Here is a 20772-nt window from a genome sequence, read left to right on the forward strand (position 1 = left end):
CTCTAACAAACTCTTGGCCAGTAAGACTGAGAATTTGTCTGTTTCTATTATTAATTCACATTAAGATGTAACAAGAGTATTTTTTTCTTCATCGATCCTTTTATTCAATTCTTCTAAGTAAAGTTCTTCATCAAATGGGATTTCGACTTCTTTATCCAACCAGCTTGATAGATGGATCGCATTCGCTAAGGTAACTCCATATATCCCGTCGCTGCCAGGTGCTAGTAGAGGAGTCCCTTCCACAATAGCTGCAGCAAAGTTTTCCAATACGGCTGTGTGCTGTGCACCCCAGACACTTTCGAATTCCAGTACTTCTTCACTGTATATATCAGATTGATTGCCGCCCATGAAAATTTTCATAACATCCTGCATGTTCATGCTGTCGCTCAATTCCGATTCAGGTTTCGAGAGTCTTTTGATAGTCACTTTTTTGCTGTCATCGACAACGATTTTGCCTTTGTCACCTAAAATTTCAAACCGATCTGTACCGATAATATCATGTGTGCATGTAATAAAAACCCCAGTGGCTCCATTCCCATAGTCAAGTACAGCGGTTACTTCATCTTCCACTGCAATATTTCGCTGATAACCGTATTTCACATTAGAATATACCTTTTTAGGCATACCACATATCCATTGAAGCAAGTCGAGCTGGTGCGGGGCCTGATTCACAAGGACACCGCCGCCCTCTTCCCCCCACGTTGCTCTCCATGCGCTTGAATCGTAGTATCCCTGCGGTCTCCACCAGGTTGTGATCATCCAGTTTGTTCGACGAATTTGACCAATTTCACCATTGTCGATGAGTTCTTTCACTTTTTGATAGAGTGGATTTGTCCGTTGGTTGAACATAATACCGAATGTCAACTCTGGTTTCTTGGCTGCATATTCATTCAGCTCCTTTACCTGCTTTGTATAAACGCCCGCAGGCTTTTCAACTAAAGCATGAATCTCTCTCTTTAATGTTTCCATTCCTATTTCGGGATGCAGATAATGTGGTACACAGGTAACAACAGCATCTACATTTCCGCTTTCAAGCATGTCAATATAATTATCGTAAAAAGGGATGTCCGGATATTTGTCTGCGGCCAATTCTTTTTTAGCAGAATCGATGTCGCAAATGGCTCCTATCACCATATTTTTCACTTTTCCCTCCGCCAGAAATCCTGCATATAATCCGCCTTGTGCTCCCAGACCAATAATTCCCAATCTCACTGCTTTCATGATCATCTCTCCTCATTATCAATTTTTTCAAGAATCTTTAGGAGTGCCTCGTATTGAAGTTTGTATCCGCTTTTTCCATCAAGTCCTTTATTATTCTCGATAACCATTGCAGCATCTTCCAGCTCTAGATCCTTTAATGAATCAAACTGAACCAGATGCGGCTCAAGCGTTAAGAATCCTTTGTAACCGCTTTCTATCAATTGAGAAAGAATTTCAGGTATTCTGCCTTCTCCTGTTCCGCACAAAACATTTTGATTACTAGTTGTTATAGCATCCTTGATATGAATATAGATCACTTCATCTTTCAACAAGTTGTAACAATCCTGTGTGTTTTCACCACACTGTACAAAGTTGGCAAAATCAAAAATCGCTTTAAAATACGGTGAAGCAACTTTCCTCAAAATTCCTGTACATCTTCTGCCAACGTCACCATAGATATCCTTTTCGTTTTCGTGCAATAAAATAACATCGTATTTTTCCGCTATCGCAGCAAATTCCGTTAACTTCCTGATCACATCTTCTCCGAATTGGTCCGGATCTTCGTCCTTAGGAATATAAAAACTGAATATTCTGATATATCTACAGTCAAGCAGTCTGCTTATTTGGCATAGGACTTCCAGCATACGTTTTTGTTTTACAAAACCTGCTTCATCATTTATGAAAACCTTCCCGATTGGGGAACCGATAGAAGAAACACCGATTCCTGCGTTTTGAAGTTTTGGAAGTACGGTCTCTTTTATCTCTTCCACTGTGAAATCCCCAATATTCTTCCCATCAATGCCTCGCAAAGAAATAAACTTCATTCCAAGCTGTGAGACAGTGTCAAGTTGGATATCAAAATCCGATGAAATTTCATCAGAAAAACCTGAAATCATTAGATTTGGATTCATTTAAACTTGTTCCTCCTTCCTTCCCGTGATGTCCATTTTCAGTCTGCTTTTACGGTACTGAGATGGGGTGATGCCAGCTTTTTCTTTAAAAAACCGGCTGAAGTGGGCGATACTCTCAAAACCTGTTGCACGAGATATATTCCCCAGCGTTTGATCAGGTTCCATTTCCAGCAGATACTTCACCTGGTTAAACCGGCAGCCCATCACATATTCCATGACAGTAAATCCTGTTACTTCTTTAAAAACGTGAGAAGCATAATACTTACTCAGTTTCATATCATTGGCCAGTCGATCCAAAGTTACTTTTTCGGTATAGTGGTTATTAATCCATGAAGCAATACCTTCAGCATGATGTTCCTTTTCTGTCCTTTTGTTAGAGTGCTGGGCTAATTCTTTTTGGCTCATTTTATAGATTCCCACCAGCAATTGAACAAGCTCAAGCCTTATTTCTGCTTCAATGGTTTCGTTTTTTTTGCCTTTTTGCTGTAGCTCTGCCTCTAGATGCGCCATCAAACTGGTTATCCTTTTCATTCCTTCATCCACAAAAATCCCCGATTCATTATACCCTGTCCGAAACAAGCAATTGTTAAGCTTTTGAAATGGGTCTAGTAAATTTGGGATGCCTAGGATAATCAACAACTCTTGCAGCCATATTGGTGAAAAGTGAATCATACTTCTAATGTAAGTACTGCCTGGCTGTGGATTGGGCTTATGTAATGTCATACCATCCAAAAGAATGATATCGCCCGGTTGTAAATCATAGATTCGATTGTTGATTAAATACCTGCAATCTCCTGAATGAAAGAAATAGATCTCATACTCTTGATGTGAGTGAAAATTAAATAGATGCGACTCAACGCCCCTCACTCGGTAAAAAGAGGTAATCCATTCATCCATAGGCTGCTTTGGATACGAAAATATTTTATGCTCATTCATTACTCTCACACCTCATCAAGTAAGCGCTATCAATATGTTGATTCTATTGATATACTTCTATTTTATCGGAGCCAGAAACAAAAAGCATTCTCCTAAAAAGCTGAATTGTTCCATATTTTTGACTGATATTGCTTTTTGCACAATACTATCAGATAAACAATGTAATTAAAACAAGAGACAAAACCAGCTTTTTCCTGTGTGCTGATTTTGTCTCCTACTGAAGTTTAAAGGATAATTGGTTGCTAGGTTAGTAAGTTCACTTCTTGCCCCATCCAGTTCTTAAAGAAGATCTCTTCTTTATCTACTCATTGTTGCGAATGAGCCCCACTGTCATGCATATAAGTAGACAAACACTTATGCTGTAATGATCGGCAGTTGCACCCTAAAACCATTGCATTTGGCTTGTCCATTTATCTACACCTTTCTAACCTTCTGTATCCAGGATAACGACCTTAGAGGATTCCTTGTTTCATCGTCTTTTTTTGTAAAGATATCGGAAAGTGATTTCAATAAAGCAACTGTTCAATTCCGCTTTATCCATACACCTAAAACATCGTACGTTCTTCCTTTCTACATCACGTTAAATGATTCTAATCATTTCTTTTTTTATTAACTAACACATTTATTTCTTGTAGAAGTAATCAGGAATTTCCGTCCACCGTCTTCGTAACTCATGGGCAGAATGTTTCGGTTTTCGCTCACGGGTAAAGATGCCTTTTTTATTTCCTTGGACCCGCATAACTCCTTGGCTAGTAGCAAAGTCTGCGAAATTCCATACTTGTTCGCCGACAAAGTTATCAAATTCATCAAATACCTCATGATTGGCTTTTAAATATTCCACTTGGTATTCTTCGGTGAACATGACTGGATCAACATCATGGAGGCCTGCAACTGTATCAGCTCCATACTCCGTCATGATGATTGGCTTTCCTGGACAACGTTCATTCCAGCCGGTAAATTCCTCACGTAGTTTTGCTTTTGCGGAATCAAGGTCACCACCGTCAATATACCAGCCATAGTAGCGGTTTAGAGCAAGGACATCAATCAGTTCTGCAACTTTATCGGTTTTATGTGTCGCACCTAAATGTGTAACAATTGTAACGGGCCTTTTTTGCGGGTCTAGCTCCTTCGTCAGGTCCACTAACGGTTTAAAATATTCATAGGCACCCTCTTCCTCTGAAGCAGGTTCGTTCGCAATGCTCCACATCACAACTGAAGGATGGTTTTTATCACGGGCAATCAGTTCTCTCATGACCTCTTGATGATGCTCAAACGTTTTCACTTCTTGCCATGTGGTTTTTTTTGTTGTTTGTCCATTTAAAACTGACATAAAGTTTAAATGAACACCGACAGCAGTTGATTCATCAATGACAACAAGGCCTTCACGATCTGCAAGACGCATCATTTCTTCAGAATAAGGATAATGAGAAGTGCGAAATGAATTGGCACCCATCCATTTCATAAGTTTGAAATCCATTACATTGCCTGCTTCATTAAAGCCTCTTCCATGAATTGGTGTATCTTCATGTTTACCAAAGCCTTTAAAATAAAAAGGCTTATTGTTTATGAGGAATTTACCATCTTGTACATCTACGGTTCTGATACCAAAGGGCTGTTCGTATTGATCAACCGTTTCTCCATTTTCTGAAAGCTCTATATTCATCGTATATAAATATGCATTTAATGGCTCCCAAAGCTTCGCACCATTGAGCATGATTGTACCGGAGACTCCATTAGCTGTGGCAACTACTTCACCTGACTCATCTACTACACTGACATGAACCTCTGATTTCCCTACTGTCTCTACGGTGTAGCTTACCTTTCCATTCAATTCTGTCACTATCGTTACATCTTTAATGTAAGTACGGGGTGTTGTATAGATTTTTACCGGACGCTGTAATCCAGCGTAGTTGAAAAAATCAAAGTTCGGAATGTTGCGAATTACTTCTCCAATACCAGCTACCTCTTTTTCCACATAGGTTCCAACTGGCAGTGTTGAATGATCGACAACATTGTTTACTGCTACCGTCAACCGATTTTTTCCTGCTTTTAAAAAGGAATTAATTTCTGCTTCAAATGGGAGGAATCCACCTCTATGTTCAACTGCAAGCTCTCCATTCACATATACTTTTGCAGCATGTGTTGCAGAACCGAATCTTAATACAACACGTTCTGAAGCAAGAATGGCCGGCACTGTAAATTCACGTTCATACCAGACCCAGCCAACATGATTGCGGATTTCACCCGTAACTCCTACATCATTGAAAGAGGATGGGACCGCCATCGTCATAGTGCCAGCCAATTTTTCGTCTTTCCAATTTTCATGAAACCCTTCACCTGCATCCAGTTTAAAGTTCCAAATTCCATTCAAGTCTATAAGGTTTCGAGTTTCAGTTACGATGGGATATAACATGTCCAACACTCCTTAAAAAAATAAAATGATTTATTCCTTTTAACTCCATTAACATTTAAATAATCAAGCAAAAAAAGACAACAATTATTTTTTATCGTTTCGCAAAATATTTTTCAGCATTGTAATAGCCAATATTCCTGACCATTTGCTCACGTAGCTCTTTATCATTAGGCATTAATCCTTGTTCAGTCCAATCGCCTAGGATGTTGCAAAGAATCCTACGGAAATAATCATGGCGAGCATACGAAAGGAAGCTTCGGGAATCTGTCAGCATACCAACAAAGTGGCTCAGAAGTCCGACATTCGCAAGTTCCTTCATTTGTTTTTCCATTCCATCAATATGGTCATTAAACCACCAGCCTGAACCAAATTGAACTTTTCCCGGGATCCCTTCTTCAAAGAAATTTCCGATCATTCCCGCAAGAATCGCATTATCTTTTGGATTTAAATTGAATAATACAGTTCTGGGTAAGGATCCATCTTGATCAAGCGCATCAAGAAAACTAGATAATCCTTCTGCTAAATTGGTCTCTCCAATAGAATCGAATCCAATATCTGTACCAATTAGTTCTTTCATCTTAGTGTTGTTATTACGCATAGCTCCCATATGCAGCTGCATAACCCACTGCTTTTCTGCATACATTTTCCCCAATTCCTTCAATAAGAATGATCGGTAAGCAGTCAATTCTTCAGTTGATAGCTGTTCGTCATTCATCCGTTTCTTGAAGATGATATCCGCTTCTTCTATAGTGGTGTCTACATATACCATTTTCTGAATATCATGATCCGAACCCCTACCACCGTTTTCATGAAAGTAATTGACTCGTTGTTTAAGGGCCTTTATTAGGCTTTCAATTGAATCCACTTTAATTTTTGATACTTTTTCTAATTTTTGAAGCCAGCTTTTAAAATCAGGACGTTCGACGAATAAGGCGCCATCGGGACGGAAAGTCGGAGCAATGGTTATTTGAAAGGATTCATCCTGCTTCAGTAACTGATGGAATTCGAGCTCAGAAATAGGATCATCCGTCGTTCCAATAAATTTAACGTTTGATTTTTCAATAAATGATCTTGGTTTGAATTCGTGCCTGGAAAGCTTTTCGTTGCACTCATCGTAAATTTCTTGCGCAGTTTCAGGGCTCAGGATTTTTTCAATACCAAAAAACAATTTCAGCTCCATGTGTGCCCAATGATATAGAGGGTTTCCAATTAAGTGAGGCATCGTTTCCGCCCATGCAGCAAACTTATCCCAATCCTCTGCATCACCTGTTATATATCGCTCGCCAATTCCGTGCATACGCATGGCTCTCCATTTATAATGGTCGCCTCCAAGCCACAATTGTGTAATATTTTCATAGGGTTTGTTTTCCCATACCTCTTGTGGGGATAAGTGGCAATGAAAATCAAAAATCGGCAGGTTTCCACCAACATTTTCGTATAATTCGATTGCTGTGTCCGTGTTTAACAAAAAATGATCATCCAAAAAGACTTTCATAAATTTCCCTCCTGATAAAAGTTTATATGGGTACCAGCATCTGTTCCACTGTAAGCCCTTTCATTTTTAATTAGCTAATCCTATTAATTCGTTTACTAAACTAATTAATTATATAAATAATTTATCATTTTTTCACTTTTCCGTCAATTAACTCTATCTGAATACACTATAATCTAATAGTATTTGACATACGAGAAACTGTTATAATAAAAATATATCTAAAAGTTGTTGCCAAAATGGGAGGATATTAATGATTACCGGTGATGCAGCATATATCAAAAAAATTAATCGTGGGTTAATTATTAAAGAAATAATAAAAGAAGGCATGATTTCAAGGGCAGATTTGTCCAAAGCTACGGATTTAACAAGAGCAACTATCTCAGCGCAGGTTGCAGATTTATTGGACGAAGATCTAATAGTAGAAACACAACTAGAGCATAACAGTGTCGGTAGGAAGCCTATCATGCTCTCCTTAAACGGCCAAGCAGGATATGCGCTCGGGATTGACATTGATTACGGACGGATTTCCTTCACTCTAAGCAATCTTCTCGGCTGTAGTGTCACCTCCTCTATCAAAGAAATAAATACTACAGACTACTCGGAGATTCTCAAACTGCTGAATAAAACGATCAAAAAGTACAAAGCCAAATACGCTGACAGTCGCTATGGAATTGTTGGTATAGTCATTGCAATCCATGGTCTGGTAGGAAAAGACGAACTCATTCACTTTGTACCACGATTTAAATGGAAAGATATCAATTTAAAAAACGACATAGAAAAGGAATTTGAAATTGATGTTCATCTTGAAAACAATGCTAATCTAAGTGCTTTTGCTGAGCGTATTTTTGTGCATCATGAAGCAGATAACCTTTTAAGCGCAACCTTTCATTCTGGAATAGGCCTTGGAATGATGATGAAGAATGAGTTTTTTCGGGGACATGATGGATTTGCAGGAGAAATTGGCCATATGATTGTTGTTCCGGACGGAAAGCAGTGTAATTGTGGTAATAAAGGCTGCTGGGAGAAATACGCTTCAGAATCGAGTATTTTTGAATTTCTTTCAGAAGAAAAACAAATCCCAAATTTGACATATGAGAATATTCAACGGTGGATTGATGAAGGTGATGAAGCGGTACATAAGATTATGGAACGATTTATTTACTACTTATCCATTGGCCTAAACAATATGATTAACATGTATAATCCGGACGTACTGGTATTAGACAGTGAATTGCTTCGTATATATCCTGATTCCATTAACAAAATCAGGAATAATCTGACCTCCTCCATTAGTCATTACCGTGAACTTACTCTATCGGCAATTGGAAAAAAATCATGTGTAATGGGAGCATGTGCCCTTGCAATCAAAAATTTCCTTGATGTTCCTATTCTGAATCTTTCTTATGAAAATAGCTATCCCAAGAAATAACGAAAAACTCCCCTTTCTGTGTTTCAGGGGAGTTTTTTCACTAATCCTTAATATTTCTTCTCTCAGCCAAGTCTTCAGCCAGTTGAATGGTCCTTTTCTTATTTAATGGATAAAGGAAGGCCAAAATTAAGAAAACAACTATATAGATGACTGCGGGTACTAAGGTTGCCAGTGCATGAATTCCATCAAGCGCTTGTTGTGTTTGTGCTTCTCGTGTTGCATCGTATCCAACCATTGCAATCGCAAAACCGCCGATTCCTCCTGCAATTGCTTGTCCTACTTTACGAGCAAATGAATAGATTGAATACACAGTTCCATCTTCACGAAGGCCAGTTAAATATTCGTGATAATCTATTACATCTGTTACAAATGCCCACACCACAATATTAAAGAATCCAAATCCAAACATCCCTATTGCTGAAATGATGATGAATTGTATCGCAGATAGGTTCGGCATGAAGTACAGTAGCCCATATACTCCCCCCGCAAGCAGCATCCCTATTGACGCCGTTTCTTTTTTACCAAATTTAGCAACGCATGGTTTTGCTATTGGCATAGCAACGAAAACTGCGGCAGTTTGTACCAATCCTATTAAACTTAGGGCTGACGCATTGCTGAAATAATCCTTAAACAAATACACATTAATTGCTCCTATCAGCATCGTACACATCATGAAAATTAAGGATGCTGCAAGGATAGACAATAAAGGCTTGTTTTTGACAATTCCTTTTACAGACTTTTTTAAAGAAGATTTTTGATTTTCATTTATAGGGGCAATAATTCGTTCGGTCGATAATTTATAACATGCTATATAACAAGAGATAGAAAGAAGTCCAAAAATGATAGCTCCTACCAGAAAATGGTTTGGATCTGCCTTATTATCCACAAATAGAATTAATGGACCCACTACGTTAATAATTAAACTAGCCAACATAGCTCCCATTGTCCTGAATGTGGATAGTGATGTACGTTCGACAGGATCGCTTGTTATAACTGAAGCCATCGAGCCGTATGGAATATTTACTGTGCTGTACAAAGTTCCCCAAACAATGTAAGTGACAAAGGCCCAGGCCATATAAAAGCCATCAGACATACCTGGAATCTTCACAAACATTAATATACCTGACAGTACCAATGGAAAGGACATCCTGAAAATCCAAGGTTTAAATTTTCCATGTTTGCCTGGCTTTCTTGTATCAATGAAACGTCCCCAAGTAACATCCGCAACAGCATCCCATAAACGCGCAATTAAAAAAAGTATTCCAACTGTAGCTGCACTGATATGAAAAATATCCGTATAGTAAACCATTAAGAAAGAACTTACTAAAATAAAGAAAAAGTCGTTCCCAAAATCCCCAAATAAGTAACCTAGTTTATCTCTAATACCAAATTTTCTGACTTTAACGTATACAACAGCTTCTTCAACGGATTCCAACCTTTCTAATTGACTCATTTTCATCCCTCCATAGCATTAGAAATCCACTGATTCATCAGGTTTTTATCCTAGAAGAAATAACGCTGTATGGTTTTAACCAGATAAATCTCATTGCATTCTTGCTTACTTGTGTTGAAAGCCCTTACAAAATGATACAAACAATAATTACTTACATTTAATACCTAAATATTTTTAATTAGTTTAGTAAACTAACCAAATATTTCTATAAATAGAATATCACTCATGCCCTTTCTTTCGTCAATAATTTTTGTAAGCGTTATCATATAAATAATTATGAATATTGAAAATATATTTTTTTTTACTCCGCTCGAGTGCTTTCCAACAGAAACCCGATCTTCTGGTGTTGGACTGGCAACAGCAATAAGTAGATTAGGATCAGCAATCGGTACGTTCCTACTTTCAATTGGTATTACAAGCATTAGAATTCAATTTACATTGCTTTGTCTCACAATTGTACTTATTATTTGGGCAATTGTATCAATAGCTTGGGCACCTTTAAGCTAAATCACTTACACTTAGTGAAACAAGTAATAGCGGAAAGATGAATAAAAGGAATGTAAATAATTTAAGGTTTTTTTACACAACTCCCAGAAAAGTTTTATACGGTTGGATCAGCAAACGCCAAACAGGCACCAGCTGTTCTTTTAGCTGGTGCCTGTTTGGCGTTTATCCCTTAAGCTTTTGCACCTTTCCTGTATCCTCCCAGTTTGGATGATACATCAAGATGTTAGTTTTGTAGGTTCTTCATTGATAGTTTTTTCTATGCTACTGCTTTCTGCCTGATCCTCTTTTATCCATTTAATGAGCGATATTGATGCCATCGCCATTATTAATATGAGTGGAACGGAGGTAATGACTACTACTGATTGAAGAGCATGTAGTCCTCCACCGAACATCATGGAAAACGCTACAAGCTCTATGACCAAAGCCCAAAATATTTTATGCCATCGAGCTGGCTCTTGATCTAATGACAACTTTTTTGAAGCTGCACTTGCTAATGTGAATGACGAAGAGTCTAATGTAGCAGAAAGAAAAATAAGGGTGATAATGATAATGACAAACAAGGCAATACTGCCGCCGGGAAGGCCCTGGTAAATGGCAGCAATCGCTGCTTCTCCACCTTTCTTCTCTAAAATGTCAATGACAGGAACAAGTTTATTAAGTTCAAAGTAAAGACCTGTATTACCCATTATAGAAAACGCTGCCCAACATCCTACCGTTCCTCCAATGCATTCAGCAAAAATGACTTGTCTTATCGTTCTTCCTTTTGAGATTTTCGCTACAAATATGCCCATATAAGGAGCACAAGCAAACCACCAGGCCCAGTAGAATATCGTCCAGGCTTCCGGAAAGCCAGAATTGGCAACGGAGTCGGTATAGAAACTCATACGAAAGAAATTCTGTAACAAAACCCCAACGCTATCCGTAAATCTGGATATAATAAACAAAGTTGGACCAGCTAAAAGAACGAATGCAGAAAGTGCTAAAAAGAGATACGTATTGATGTTAGCTAATCTTTTCAGGCCCTTTTTCAGACCAAAATACGTGCTAACACAGAAGATTAATGTCAAGATTACTATAAGCGCCATATCTAACATAAAGCTTCGTGGTATATTAAATAATTCAGAAATACCTTCAGAAATCATCGGAAGTCCCAAGCCTAGAGCAGCCCCTATACCTCCAACTAGTCCAACCATGAAAAAAACGTCAATCGCTTTTCCTACCCAGCTATTTGCTCCCTTTTTGAGAACACCTTCACACGCTGAACTCAATTTCACACTCGGATTTTTCCTCACATATAAGTTATAGGCAATCGGCAAAGCAGGTAGACAATATAGTACCCATGCGCTAAATCCCCAATGAAATAATCCATACGTAGACGCCCAATCTGCCGCCGCCGTAGTTTTTGGTTCGGCCCCAAAAGGAGGAGCTGTGTAATAATACGCCCATTCAATGGCACTCCAGTATGTGATACTTGCACCAATTCCGGCCGTAAATAACATAGCTAACCAGCTAAATGTTGAAAATTCCGGATTGGTATCAGGCGCACCAAATTTTATCTTTCCATATTTACTAAATGCCAGCCAAATCAAGAAACCTAAAGCCGCTACCACAGCCCATAAATATAATGAACTCAAACTCTCGGCAATTAAATGATGAAGATCTCCGAGGATAGCAGTCCCTTGTTTAGGATTTAATAGTACAGGAATTGATAAAGCAGCAAGAATAGCTAGAGCCGGCCAAAAGATTGCTTTATCTACATTTGATTGTTTCATAAAATAAAAAACCCTCTTTCATTGCTTTTTGATAGTATGCAAACTACACTTTCAGCTCTAGCTTTTATATAATTCACTAACAAATGAACAACACATATAAAACGCTTTCATTTTTAATAAACTATAGACCATTTATAGATTACAGACTAGCTTTGCATCGCCTTTGTGACTAATTGATGAAAATGTTTCAAACCGTGCTCGGTCGGAGAATATACTCCTCTTCCACAAGCCTTAGAATGTAATCCACTTTGTAATAACTCAACTAGTTCGAAGTCTTCTTCTCGCACTTGATCGACAAATTTAATTAAATCTTCCTCGTCTTCAGTTAACTTTTCATCAGCAAAATAATAACGATAAATAGCCAATGAACTTTTTTCATCAACCGGGATAATATGGCTCGTTGTCATATTTCCAGTACCTGGGTAAATACTAATCATGGTATTCGGCCATACCCAGTAAAAACGTGCACCAGAACCTTCTTCTTCATCGCTTGCTGTTGTACACTGATAGGAAAAATTATCACAAGGAGTAATACTATATTTAGTTAAATCGAATGCCTTCGAGAAGCTAGGATGTGCAATTTGACAATGATCACATTCCAAATAATTGTCAATGATTGATTTCCAGTTAGCAAGAACAATTCGCCGGTTTTCCCTGACCTTTTTTAAGGAACTAAGAAAAGTATATTCTTTTATGTTATTTAAAAAAGATTGATAATCTGTTTCGAAAGAAGGGGCATCCTGATCTAGATTTACAAATATCATCGATTGATGTACTTCTAATCGAATTGAAGTCATGCAGCTAGGCTTTTCTATATCATTTGTTTTGAAATTTGGAGTCCTGTTCACCTTACCATCTAAATGGAATGTCCATCCATGATAAATACACTGGAGAATTTTTTTATTGCCCTGTTCAGTACGCTCGACCATCGCACCGCGGTGAGGGCAAATATTATAAAAAGCCCGTAACTCTTCATCCTTTCCCCGTGTTACAATAATCGGCTCCCCAACCAAATCAAATGTAAAGAAGTCTCCAACCTTCTCTACCTGGCTTGTATGCCCAACCATAATCCAGTTTTTATAGAAAATATTTTCCCTTTCCCCCTTCATGACTTCAGGATCCACATACTGATTATAAGGTAGTGTGTATTCCAACTTTTTCATATCTTCTTTTGTAGACATAATGGCAGTTCCTCCTTTTAATTATGCATAAGATTAAAGACTTGCTCTGAATAAGGATACAGGTATTACTTTTAAATCTCCTCTACCTATTGGCATCATATTTCCTTATATCTGTAGCATGCTTTACTTAACTCTTATGCAAGGATAATGCCAATTCGAAAGCTCTCTATTATTACCGATATTTTACTATTTCCCCCTTCTTTAATGTATAAATATGATTTATAATTGACTCAATTTAACCATAATAGACTCATTTTAGTTATTAAAGACTCATTTGACATCTTAAAAGGAGATGAAGGGAGCTAACTCATGCAAAACTTAATGAATAATGAAGAAAAAATTGAAATGAGTACTGAGATATTGAAAAAAATTTTAGATCATTCACCTAATGAGATTTATGTTCTTAACAAAGATGCCTGCATTATTTACGCAAATAAAGCTTATGAAAGGCATTATGGAAAGCAGTTAAGCGAAATAGTTGGAAAACATAATAATGAAATATTCTCCAAAGGATATTGGAAACCTAGTATTTTACCCTTTGTTCTGAAGGAAAAGAAATCGGTTACAATAAAGCAAGTTTCATATATTGGAAAGGAAATGATTACAACAGCTATTCCTTTACTCAACGATGAACAGGAAATTGAACTTATTATTACAACAGCACAAGAACCAAACTATAAAGGGTTATACATTTCAGAGGAAAAGGAACCAGAAGAAATAAGTGAAAAGAATTCTTATAAAGAAAACGTAATTACGAACAATGAACAGATGAACAATGTAATGGAAATATGCGATAAGATTTCTATGGTTGATGCAACCATTTTGATTCAAGGGGAGTCTGGTACAGGGAAAGGAGTGTTGGCTAAATACATTCATAATAGAGGACTTCGAAAGAACTCGCCTTTCTTATCAATTAACTGTGCTACCATACCGGAACAATTAATAGAATCAGAACTTTTCGGATACACGGAGGGGTCTTTTACCGGGGCAACCAAAGGCGGAAAAAAAGGACTACTTGAAATGGCAAACGGTGGTACCGTGTTTTTAGATGAAATAGGAGAAATCCCGTTTAATATTCAAGCTAAGCTTTTACAGGTTATTCAAGACCTTGAATTTCTTCCTGTTGGGGGCAGAGAACTAAAGAAAGTGGATATTCGAATTATTTCCGCTACCAATCGAGACTTATTTGAGATGGTGCAGAAAAAACGATTTAGGGAAGATTTATATTATCGACTTAATGTGGTTAATTTACAAATACCGCCATTAAGGGAAAGAAAAGAAGATATCATCCCGCTATCTTACTATTTTCTTTCAGTATTCAATAAAAAGTATCAAGTTAATCGTATTATATCGAAGGAAGTCCTCGATATTTTTTATGACTATCCATGGTCCGGAAATATACGTCAATTAGAGAATTTGGTTGAAAGCTTAGTTGTAACGAGTGATGCTATCATTCAGGTATCTGATTTACCGATCATACTACAACAAAAAAATGCTCGAGTAACCCCAAGTCAAGAGACACCACTTAGTCGAAACAGCACACCCCAAGACCTATCGAGTCAGATGCTCCAAGATTATTCATTAGATAAAGCGTTAGAAGAACTTGAAAGAAACCTGATCGTTAACTCCTATACAAAATTCAGGAATACAAGAAAAGTCGCTAATCAATTATCCATTAGCCAATCAAAAGCGTCACGGTTAGTGCGGAAATACTGCAAAGATTTAGACTTTTATAAGTGATTTCATTAAAGAAATGAATCATAAATATTAGGGAGCTTAATCATTTGTTTTTTACGGTTTATTGCACGTTCTACGCGGCACTTACTGAATGTAAAAACAGTTTTTATTCCCTTACTTACATTTCCGCAGTGCTGCCTCAGATCTTTTTGAACGGAATAAGATGGCCATGAATCTTCTAGTATCCAGATCATGGTACAGCACACAGATTTAGTAGCCGATAAATACATCAAAGATATTTATTTCATACATTATTATTAAACAGGCTTTGTTAAACATTAATAAAAGAGACCACTTATTGTGGTCTCCTTTATTGCATCCTATTAAACTATAAGAAATCAGATAATTATTAGACAATAAATTTAGTAAACCACGCAATATATCCTGCCCCTGGAATAAAAAATACTTGAGCTAGTAAGGTTCCTAATAAACGAGAAGTAACCATCATAAGAGATAAGCCCTTGAGATTAAGGTAACTTCCCTTTTGATTTATTACGTCATCCGCAAGAATAGATTCTTTGGTACTGTCTTTTTTCGAAGTTACAGAAATTTATTTTCATAGTAGTTCAAGAAGGATTAAACCAATTTATACATAAGAATGTCATCTACATATAAGTCCTCGCTAAACTTTACTTCTTTAATTTTACGTCCTTCCTCTACAAATCCCACACTTTTGTATAAGGCTATTGCCCTCTGATTTGTTGATAAAACTCCTAAACTTACTTTCTCAATTAAAGGGTTTTGTTCTGCCCAGTTTAAAAGTTCTTTAATAAGGAGTTTACCAATACCCATATCTCGATAATCTTTCTTTATCATAGTCGTAAAATAACCAGTATGAGCAAGCCTTTTGGTATTTTTTGACCGAAATACAATCAAACCAATAACTTTTCCTTTAATTTCAGCCACAATTATTGTTTCTCTTTCATTTTCTAAAATTTTCTGTATCCAACTTCTTTGTTGCTCCGTTGTCTCTTCAAATTCTTCTAAAACGGAAATCATAAATTCGTTTTCTGAAACAACTTCCCTTTGAATTTCTAACAAGGCTTCTGCATCATCTAAATTTCCTGTTCTTAGGGAAACTTGGAAATTATTTTTTGTCATCATTATTAGCCCCTTTACCTTACATATTTCAATAATAATTCCACAAATATGGTAGATACCCTCTTTCACTAACCTGCCCCTTTAATTCTATAAGAAAAAGGCTGCCATATCTGACAGCCCACACTCAATGATCTCACCTTTGTTAGTCCATGATAAATCAATTATTCTTGTGCAGTGCTTTCTGGGCTTTTTGTTCATCTTCTTTTTTAACAAAAACATCATATTGAGTAGAATCCATACGATTTGGGAGATTTTCGGAACCTATATTTATTGGAGTTTTAGTTTTGTATGTTATTCCTTCGCTTTTCAGTTTGGAAACCACCTTAAAATAATTCTCATATCCAAATGTAGTATAGATACATTTCCAATACCTATTTGAAATTAGTTGGGTAGTTGCAATAAACACTATCACAAAAACTAGAAATGCAATTATTATATACACCTTTTTAGCTCCTTTTCTTTTCGGATTCTCTTAAAAAAAATGTAAATAAATGATATATATTACATTATATTCTTTCCCGTGTGTACTATTTCCTTTTAGAACCATAAGAAAAAGGCTGCCGCAGCAACCCCTATTATTGAAGTAAAGCACCCGTAAGTTCATTAAGAATTAGGAATTTACTATTTCCTTTTTCATATTTTGAAAGGAATAGATATCATTTGCCACTTTAAATAGTTTCCCGTTCTTGGAGAAAATTGCACTTCCATTTGGTATTGCATATACCTTTCGTTCATTTGATAGGGGAATTAATTCTCCATCTATATTATCCTCGTAATGGACCTCAACGCTAAACCCAACTAATCCTAAGCCCTTGATCACTATCGTTTCTGGATAGTCTTTATCTTTTGTTATTATGCAATCATTGCAGAAAGCTAATGAACCCGCACTATATCCAATGATTAAACCTTGAAAGTCTTTGATAATTGGGGTAAGTCCTTTTTCTTCTATTACATGGATTAACCTTTCTGGCTTTCCACCAATAAAATAAAGAACATCATGTTCTTTTATAGACTTTTTCATTTCTTTTTCTGAAAGGTCTTCGTTTAATAATTCAACACTCACATTCTCCATTATTGAAAAGGCTTGTTTGATACTTTCCATCCAGCTTTCATACCTGGAGTTGTCGGTTGCAAAAGGGATTATTAAAATCTTAGCATCAGGTTTAATCATTTTTGAAAGTTCCAGGAACACTTCACCTAATTCGTTATTCAAGTGATTTCCGCCACCTATAAAACAAATTTCCATATGTCTACCCCCATTTATTTACAAGCTATTCTTAAAATATTCTACGTAAAAAAGGACAATACCTTTATATGTCACTGCTCTTCAGCTACCTGCCCCGTTAGTTCATTAAGAAAAAGGTTGCCGCAGCAACCTCCCTTTTTGAAGTAAAGCACCCGTTAGTTGAAGATGAAAAAAGCAATTTATCACAGATTATTAAATTCAGGAGTCTTCATTAATCTTTGGAAAAATTCGTTTTTGGCTTCCCTGTATTCATCCATATTTTTGCCTTCATACTTCCTCTTTAGCTCATCATATTCCATCCTGTAAGCATCACTTCGTAATAAAACATCTCGGAACTTCCAAAAATAATCATATTCAGAATCAATGACACTTAATTGTACTCCTAAAGGAGGAATTTTTGTATCGTCTTTAAATGACCTGAAGAATGAAGTTTTTACACTGCCATCATTAAGTTCATATAATTGTGAAAGTGCTTGTACGGCTTTAGAGAAGTGTTCAGGAATAACACGCACTTGTATATCTAAATCACCCTTTGTAAGGCAATTAGGTATAGCTGTACTTCCTATGTGCTGGATATCAGCTTCTTCCAGAAGTTCTTTAATTATTTTTTTATGCACTAAGAAAGCTTTCTCCACATTTTCATAAGACTGACTATTATCTAAGAAATTTACTTGTTCCATATGTCTCTCTCTCTCCCTTAATAAATTCTTTATAGTTAACTTTACCATTCTTCAGCTAAACTGCCCTGTTAGTTCAACAAGGAAGTATTTATACGAAAATTGTAAAAGGGAAAAATATATAATAGTCATCTACATTATGAACTAAAAGATACCAAATGACATATGAAACAACACAGATTACAATGGAAATACCTATTAAAATGAATATATTCATTTCTTGAAGTTTAAAAGATATCACCAACCCAAATAGTAAAAGTAAAATTGCTCCAAATAATACATATAACCCAACTGAAAAGGAAGAAATAAAACTTAAAAAATAAACAAACACAGCTCCCAAATAGAACCAAAAAGAAAGCTTCATTTCTTTTCAACCTCCCTTCTGAATTACACAAATTATACATCTTGTTTTACCATAAATTACAAACCTTTTTTAAATTAACCTGCTCCAATAGTTGCATAAAGAAAGAGCTGCCTTAAAGACAGCTCTGACCCTAAGCTAAAGCACCTGTTAGTTCATTAAGAAAAGCGATTCTGGAATATTGAAAAAAAGAGGCCATCCTTTTTGGACAGCCCCCTTTCCGCTAATTATAAAATTTCTAGTAGAGCTCGATATCATTATTTTGGTCACTTCAGAATGTTACCATCTATACTTCAGAGAAGGTATCTCCAAAATGAATTGGCTTTCAATCTTTGAAAACTATGAGAATACTGCAATTTTACGTGCGATAGATTCTGTTAAACGAGATGCTACTTTTGGAACAGCCCATTTAATAATTGGTGTTAACACCGCACCAGATAATCCGCCTGCATGGATTTCCACCTTACAAGTCATTATTGTTTTACCATTAACATCTTCTGCAGTAAAGTGACCGCTTCCTGTAAAATTATCTGATAAACCTTTTAATTCAAACTTAATATTTGAAGGTTCATTCCATTCGGTAATATCTACCTGCGCTTGTATTGTTTTTTTAATACCTTTCACACTACCTTCAAATGTCCAAATAGATTGCTTGTCATTTATGATTTCATGTTCTTTATAGGCTGGTACTGTCGTTGCCCATTTTTCGAGATCACTGACATAATCCCAAACTGCTTGTACATCTACTGGAACTTCTACAGTATGCGTTCCCGTTGCCATTATGATCCCCACCTTCACTATGTATGAATTGTAACTTTACATTTCTACAAAATAATTATTACATAAAAAGCATAAACTTACATCACTAATTATACATAGCTTTCCTTCTTCCAATCCCCCAATTATTTGTAGAATCAAAATTCTCCAATCCTCCACAATCCGGCCCTTTAATGGAATAACAGGACTGACGTTTTTAAACGACTTTAATGTCACTTAACAGTATCCCTTATGGAACTATCCTGCCCCTTTAGTTCCATAAGAAAAAGCTGCCTTAAAGACAGCTCCGATCTTAAGCTAACGCACCCTTTAGCTGAAGTAGTTTTTTTCATAAAGTCAGTTATATTTTAACATATTTTCCTATTCCAGTTTAAAGATTCATAAAAGACGAATCTTTAGTAGGATTCGCCTTGATTACGGAAGAAACTTTTAGATAGACACCTTCCGTTAGATGAAATTTAGCTTGCTAGATATTCAACAATAATTTCTATCATTCCTCATCAAAATTTACATCAAATAGATAATCAGACAATTCAGTACCTTCGAAGCTTTCTTGTGTGATATTTCCTTGATCATCTCTTTCTTCTGCCGTTTTCTTCATTGCAAATGTTGAAATATAATAACCTTCAACTGGTAACTGCTCATCATCTAATAATTGTATTTCTCCATTTGATACGACATGAGTTCGATTTTCTAATGCATAATTGATAAGTTCCCCTGTACTTTGTATAACATAGGAAGAAAAGTCACCCTTAGCATGAGTAATATTTTTAATATCAAGCACATTAAGATTTTCAAAAAAATGTTCAGCATCAATTAATCGATTGTATTGGAGCCATGTTTCAAGCTGACTATTCATAACTTGATACCTATTCTTATCAATATCATATCGAATTTGATAGAGATTATAGCTATTGCCATTTTGACCAAGTAGTTGCCAGCTTAAGTCTGTAATTCTTCCATCTTCAGTATAGTCTACTTCAAAATCCTCAAGCCTCAAACTGTTGTTCTCTAGATTTAAATCTTGCTTAACCAGTTCATATTCTTCTTGAAAGTTCATCGTATATACTGAACCAAGTTCATGCTCAATGAATATTGGGCGACTTTCCCATTCATCCATTGCATATGGTATGGTCCAATGGACGAATATAAATGCAAGAAAACCAAAGACCGCAGCTATTCGTTTAACCTGTACATTTAACTTAGGTCGAAAAAATATCAGATACACTACAAACCCAAGTGGAAGTGAAATTTGATTGAAATTAAAGGCAAATGAACCTAATATAAAATATCCAATTATTTTTAACGGAAAATAAGATTCTTTATCGTCATTTTTCCACACTAAAAATAAAAAACTAACAATTAATATCACTGTGTAAACAATAGATGCCATTTTTAAGTCCCCCTATCTGGTAGGAAATCGCCTTGATTGTATATCCAGAATCACCCAATAAATATGGGTATTTTACCTTTATTATAGTTAATCGAAAAGACATTAAGACTATTACTTAATAACTAGACAAATTCCAAAAAAGAATGGCTTTATCATAACCAGGATTATCCTTATTAAATTAAC

At 36.2% G+C, this 20772-nt stretch carries 17 protein-coding genes and 1 pseudogene; 2 read left to right on the forward strand and 16 right to left on the reverse strand.

What is annotated here, in order from left to right; all coding sequences use genetic code 11:
• Positions 1-60: 60 nt before the first annotated feature.
• The 5 genes from JFV29_RS08735 to uxaC form a co-directional block, all read right to left on the reverse strand.
• Positions 61-1221, reverse strand: coding sequence for a Gfo/Idh/MocA family protein (locus JFV29_RS08735; RefSeq protein ID WP_201182538.1), 1161 nt, complete (start codon positions 1219-1221; stop codon positions 61-63).
• Positions 1222-1223: 2 nt separating this feature from the next.
• The gene (locus JFV29_RS08740) at positions 1224-2111 is read right to left on the reverse strand and encodes a sugar phosphate isomerase/epimerase family protein (protein ID WP_201182540.1); all 888 of its coding nucleotides are present in this window, start codon (positions 2109-2111) and stop codon (positions 1224-1226) included.
• Complete coding sequence (locus JFV29_RS08745) at positions 2112-3047, reverse strand: AraC family transcriptional regulator (RefSeq protein ID WP_201182542.1); 936 nt, start codon at positions 3045-3047, stop codon at positions 2112-2114.
• A gap of 622 nt (positions 3048-3669) precedes the next feature.
• Positions 3670-5460: a beta-glucuronidase gene (uidA, locus tag JFV29_RS08750; RefSeq protein WP_201182544.1), complete on the reverse strand. Its 1791-nt coding sequence runs from the start codon at positions 5458-5460 to the stop codon at positions 3670-3672.
• A gap of 91 nt (positions 5461-5551) precedes the next feature.
• Positions 5552-6955, reverse strand: a complete 1404-nt coding sequence (gene uxaC / locus JFV29_RS08755) for a glucuronate isomerase (protein ID WP_201182547.1) — start codon at positions 6953-6955, stop codon at positions 5552-5554.
• Positions 6956-7205: 250 nt separating this feature from the next.
• On the opposite strand from uxaC, the gene JFV29_RS08760 reads away from it, so the two are divergent.
• Positions 7206-8384 (forward strand): ROK family transcriptional regulator, encoded by a 1179-nt coding sequence (locus tag JFV29_RS08760; protein WP_201182550.1) that lies wholly within the window; start codon positions 7206-7208, stop codon positions 8382-8384.
• Between the two features lie 40 nt (positions 8385-8424).
• On the opposite strand, the gene JFV29_RS08765 is transcribed toward JFV29_RS08760, so the two are convergent.
• The 4 genes from JFV29_RS08765 to JFV29_RS08780 form a co-directional block, all read right to left on the reverse strand.
• The gene (locus JFV29_RS08765; RefSeq protein WP_201182554.1) at positions 8425-9837 is read right to left on the reverse strand and encodes an MFS transporter; all 1413 of its coding nucleotides are present in this window, start codon (positions 9835-9837) and stop codon (positions 8425-8427) included.
• 191 nt (positions 9838-10028) lie between these two features.
• On the reverse strand, positions 10029-10259 hold the full coding sequence (locus JFV29_RS08770; protein WP_201182556.1) for a hypothetical protein: 231 nt from the start codon (positions 10257-10259) through the stop codon (positions 10029-10031).
• 300 nt (positions 10260-10559) lie between these two features.
• A complete protein-coding gene (locus tag JFV29_RS08775; RefSeq protein WP_201182559.1) occupies positions 10560-12116 on the reverse strand; it encodes a BCCT family transporter in 1557 nt (518 codons plus the stop codon).
• Between the two features lie 146 nt (positions 12117-12262).
• A complete protein-coding gene (locus tag JFV29_RS08780) occupies positions 12263-13297 on the reverse strand; it encodes an aromatic ring-hydroxylating oxygenase subunit alpha (protein WP_201182568.1) in 1035 nt (344 codons plus the stop codon).
• A 309-nt stretch (positions 13298-13606) separates the two neighbouring features.
• On the opposite strand from JFV29_RS08780, the gene JFV29_RS08785 reads away from it, so the two are divergent.
• Positions 13607-15037, forward strand: a complete 1431-nt coding sequence (locus JFV29_RS08785; RefSeq protein WP_242486804.1) for a sigma-54 interaction domain-containing protein — start codon at positions 13607-13609, stop codon at positions 15035-15037.
• 346 nt (positions 15038-15383) lie between these two features.
• Here the strand turns inward: JFV29_RS08785 and JFV29_RS08790 are convergent.
• The 7 genes and pseudogenes from JFV29_RS08790 to JFV29_RS08820 form a co-directional block, all read right to left on the reverse strand.
• Positions 15384-15554, reverse strand: a pseudogene (locus tag JFV29_RS08790) (lipid II flippase family protein); the annotation flags it as partial.
• Positions 15555-15610: 56 nt separating this feature from the next.
• Entirely contained in the window at positions 15611-16138 is a 528-nt protein-coding gene (locus JFV29_RS08795; RefSeq protein WP_397444174.1) for a GNAT family N-acetyltransferase, read from the reverse strand.
• Positions 16139-16292: 154 nt separating this feature from the next.
• Positions 16293-16577 carry a hypothetical protein gene (locus tag JFV29_RS08800; RefSeq protein ID WP_201182570.1) on the reverse strand — a complete coding sequence of 95 codons (285 nt, stop codon included), beginning with the start codon at positions 16575-16577 and terminating at the stop codon, positions 16293-16295.
• A 168-nt stretch (positions 16578-16745) separates the two neighbouring features.
• Positions 16746-17381: a Type 1 glutamine amidotransferase-like domain-containing protein gene (locus tag JFV29_RS08805; protein ID WP_201182578.1), complete on the reverse strand. Its 636-nt coding sequence runs from the start codon at positions 17379-17381 to the stop codon at positions 16746-16748.
• Positions 17382-17563: 182 nt separating this feature from the next.
• Positions 17564-18061, reverse strand: coding sequence for a GrpB family protein (locus JFV29_RS08810; protein WP_201182586.1), 498 nt, complete (start codon positions 18059-18061; stop codon positions 17564-17566).
• A gap of 697 nt (positions 18062-18758) precedes the next feature.
• The gene (locus tag JFV29_RS08815; protein WP_201182588.1) at positions 18759-19199 is read right to left on the reverse strand and encodes a CoxG family protein; all 441 of its coding nucleotides are present in this window, start codon (positions 19197-19199) and stop codon (positions 18759-18761) included.
• Positions 19200-19686: 487 nt separating this feature from the next.
• Entirely contained in the window at positions 19687-20589 is a 903-nt protein-coding gene (locus JFV29_RS08820; protein WP_201182590.1) for a hypothetical protein, read from the reverse strand.
• Between the last annotated feature and the right edge of the window lie 183 nt (positions 20590-20772).

Source organism: Peribacillus sp. TH16 (assembly GCF_016651095.1).
Classification (GTDB): domain Bacteria; phylum Bacillota; class Bacilli; order Bacillales; family DSM-1321; genus Peribacillus; species Peribacillus butanolivorans.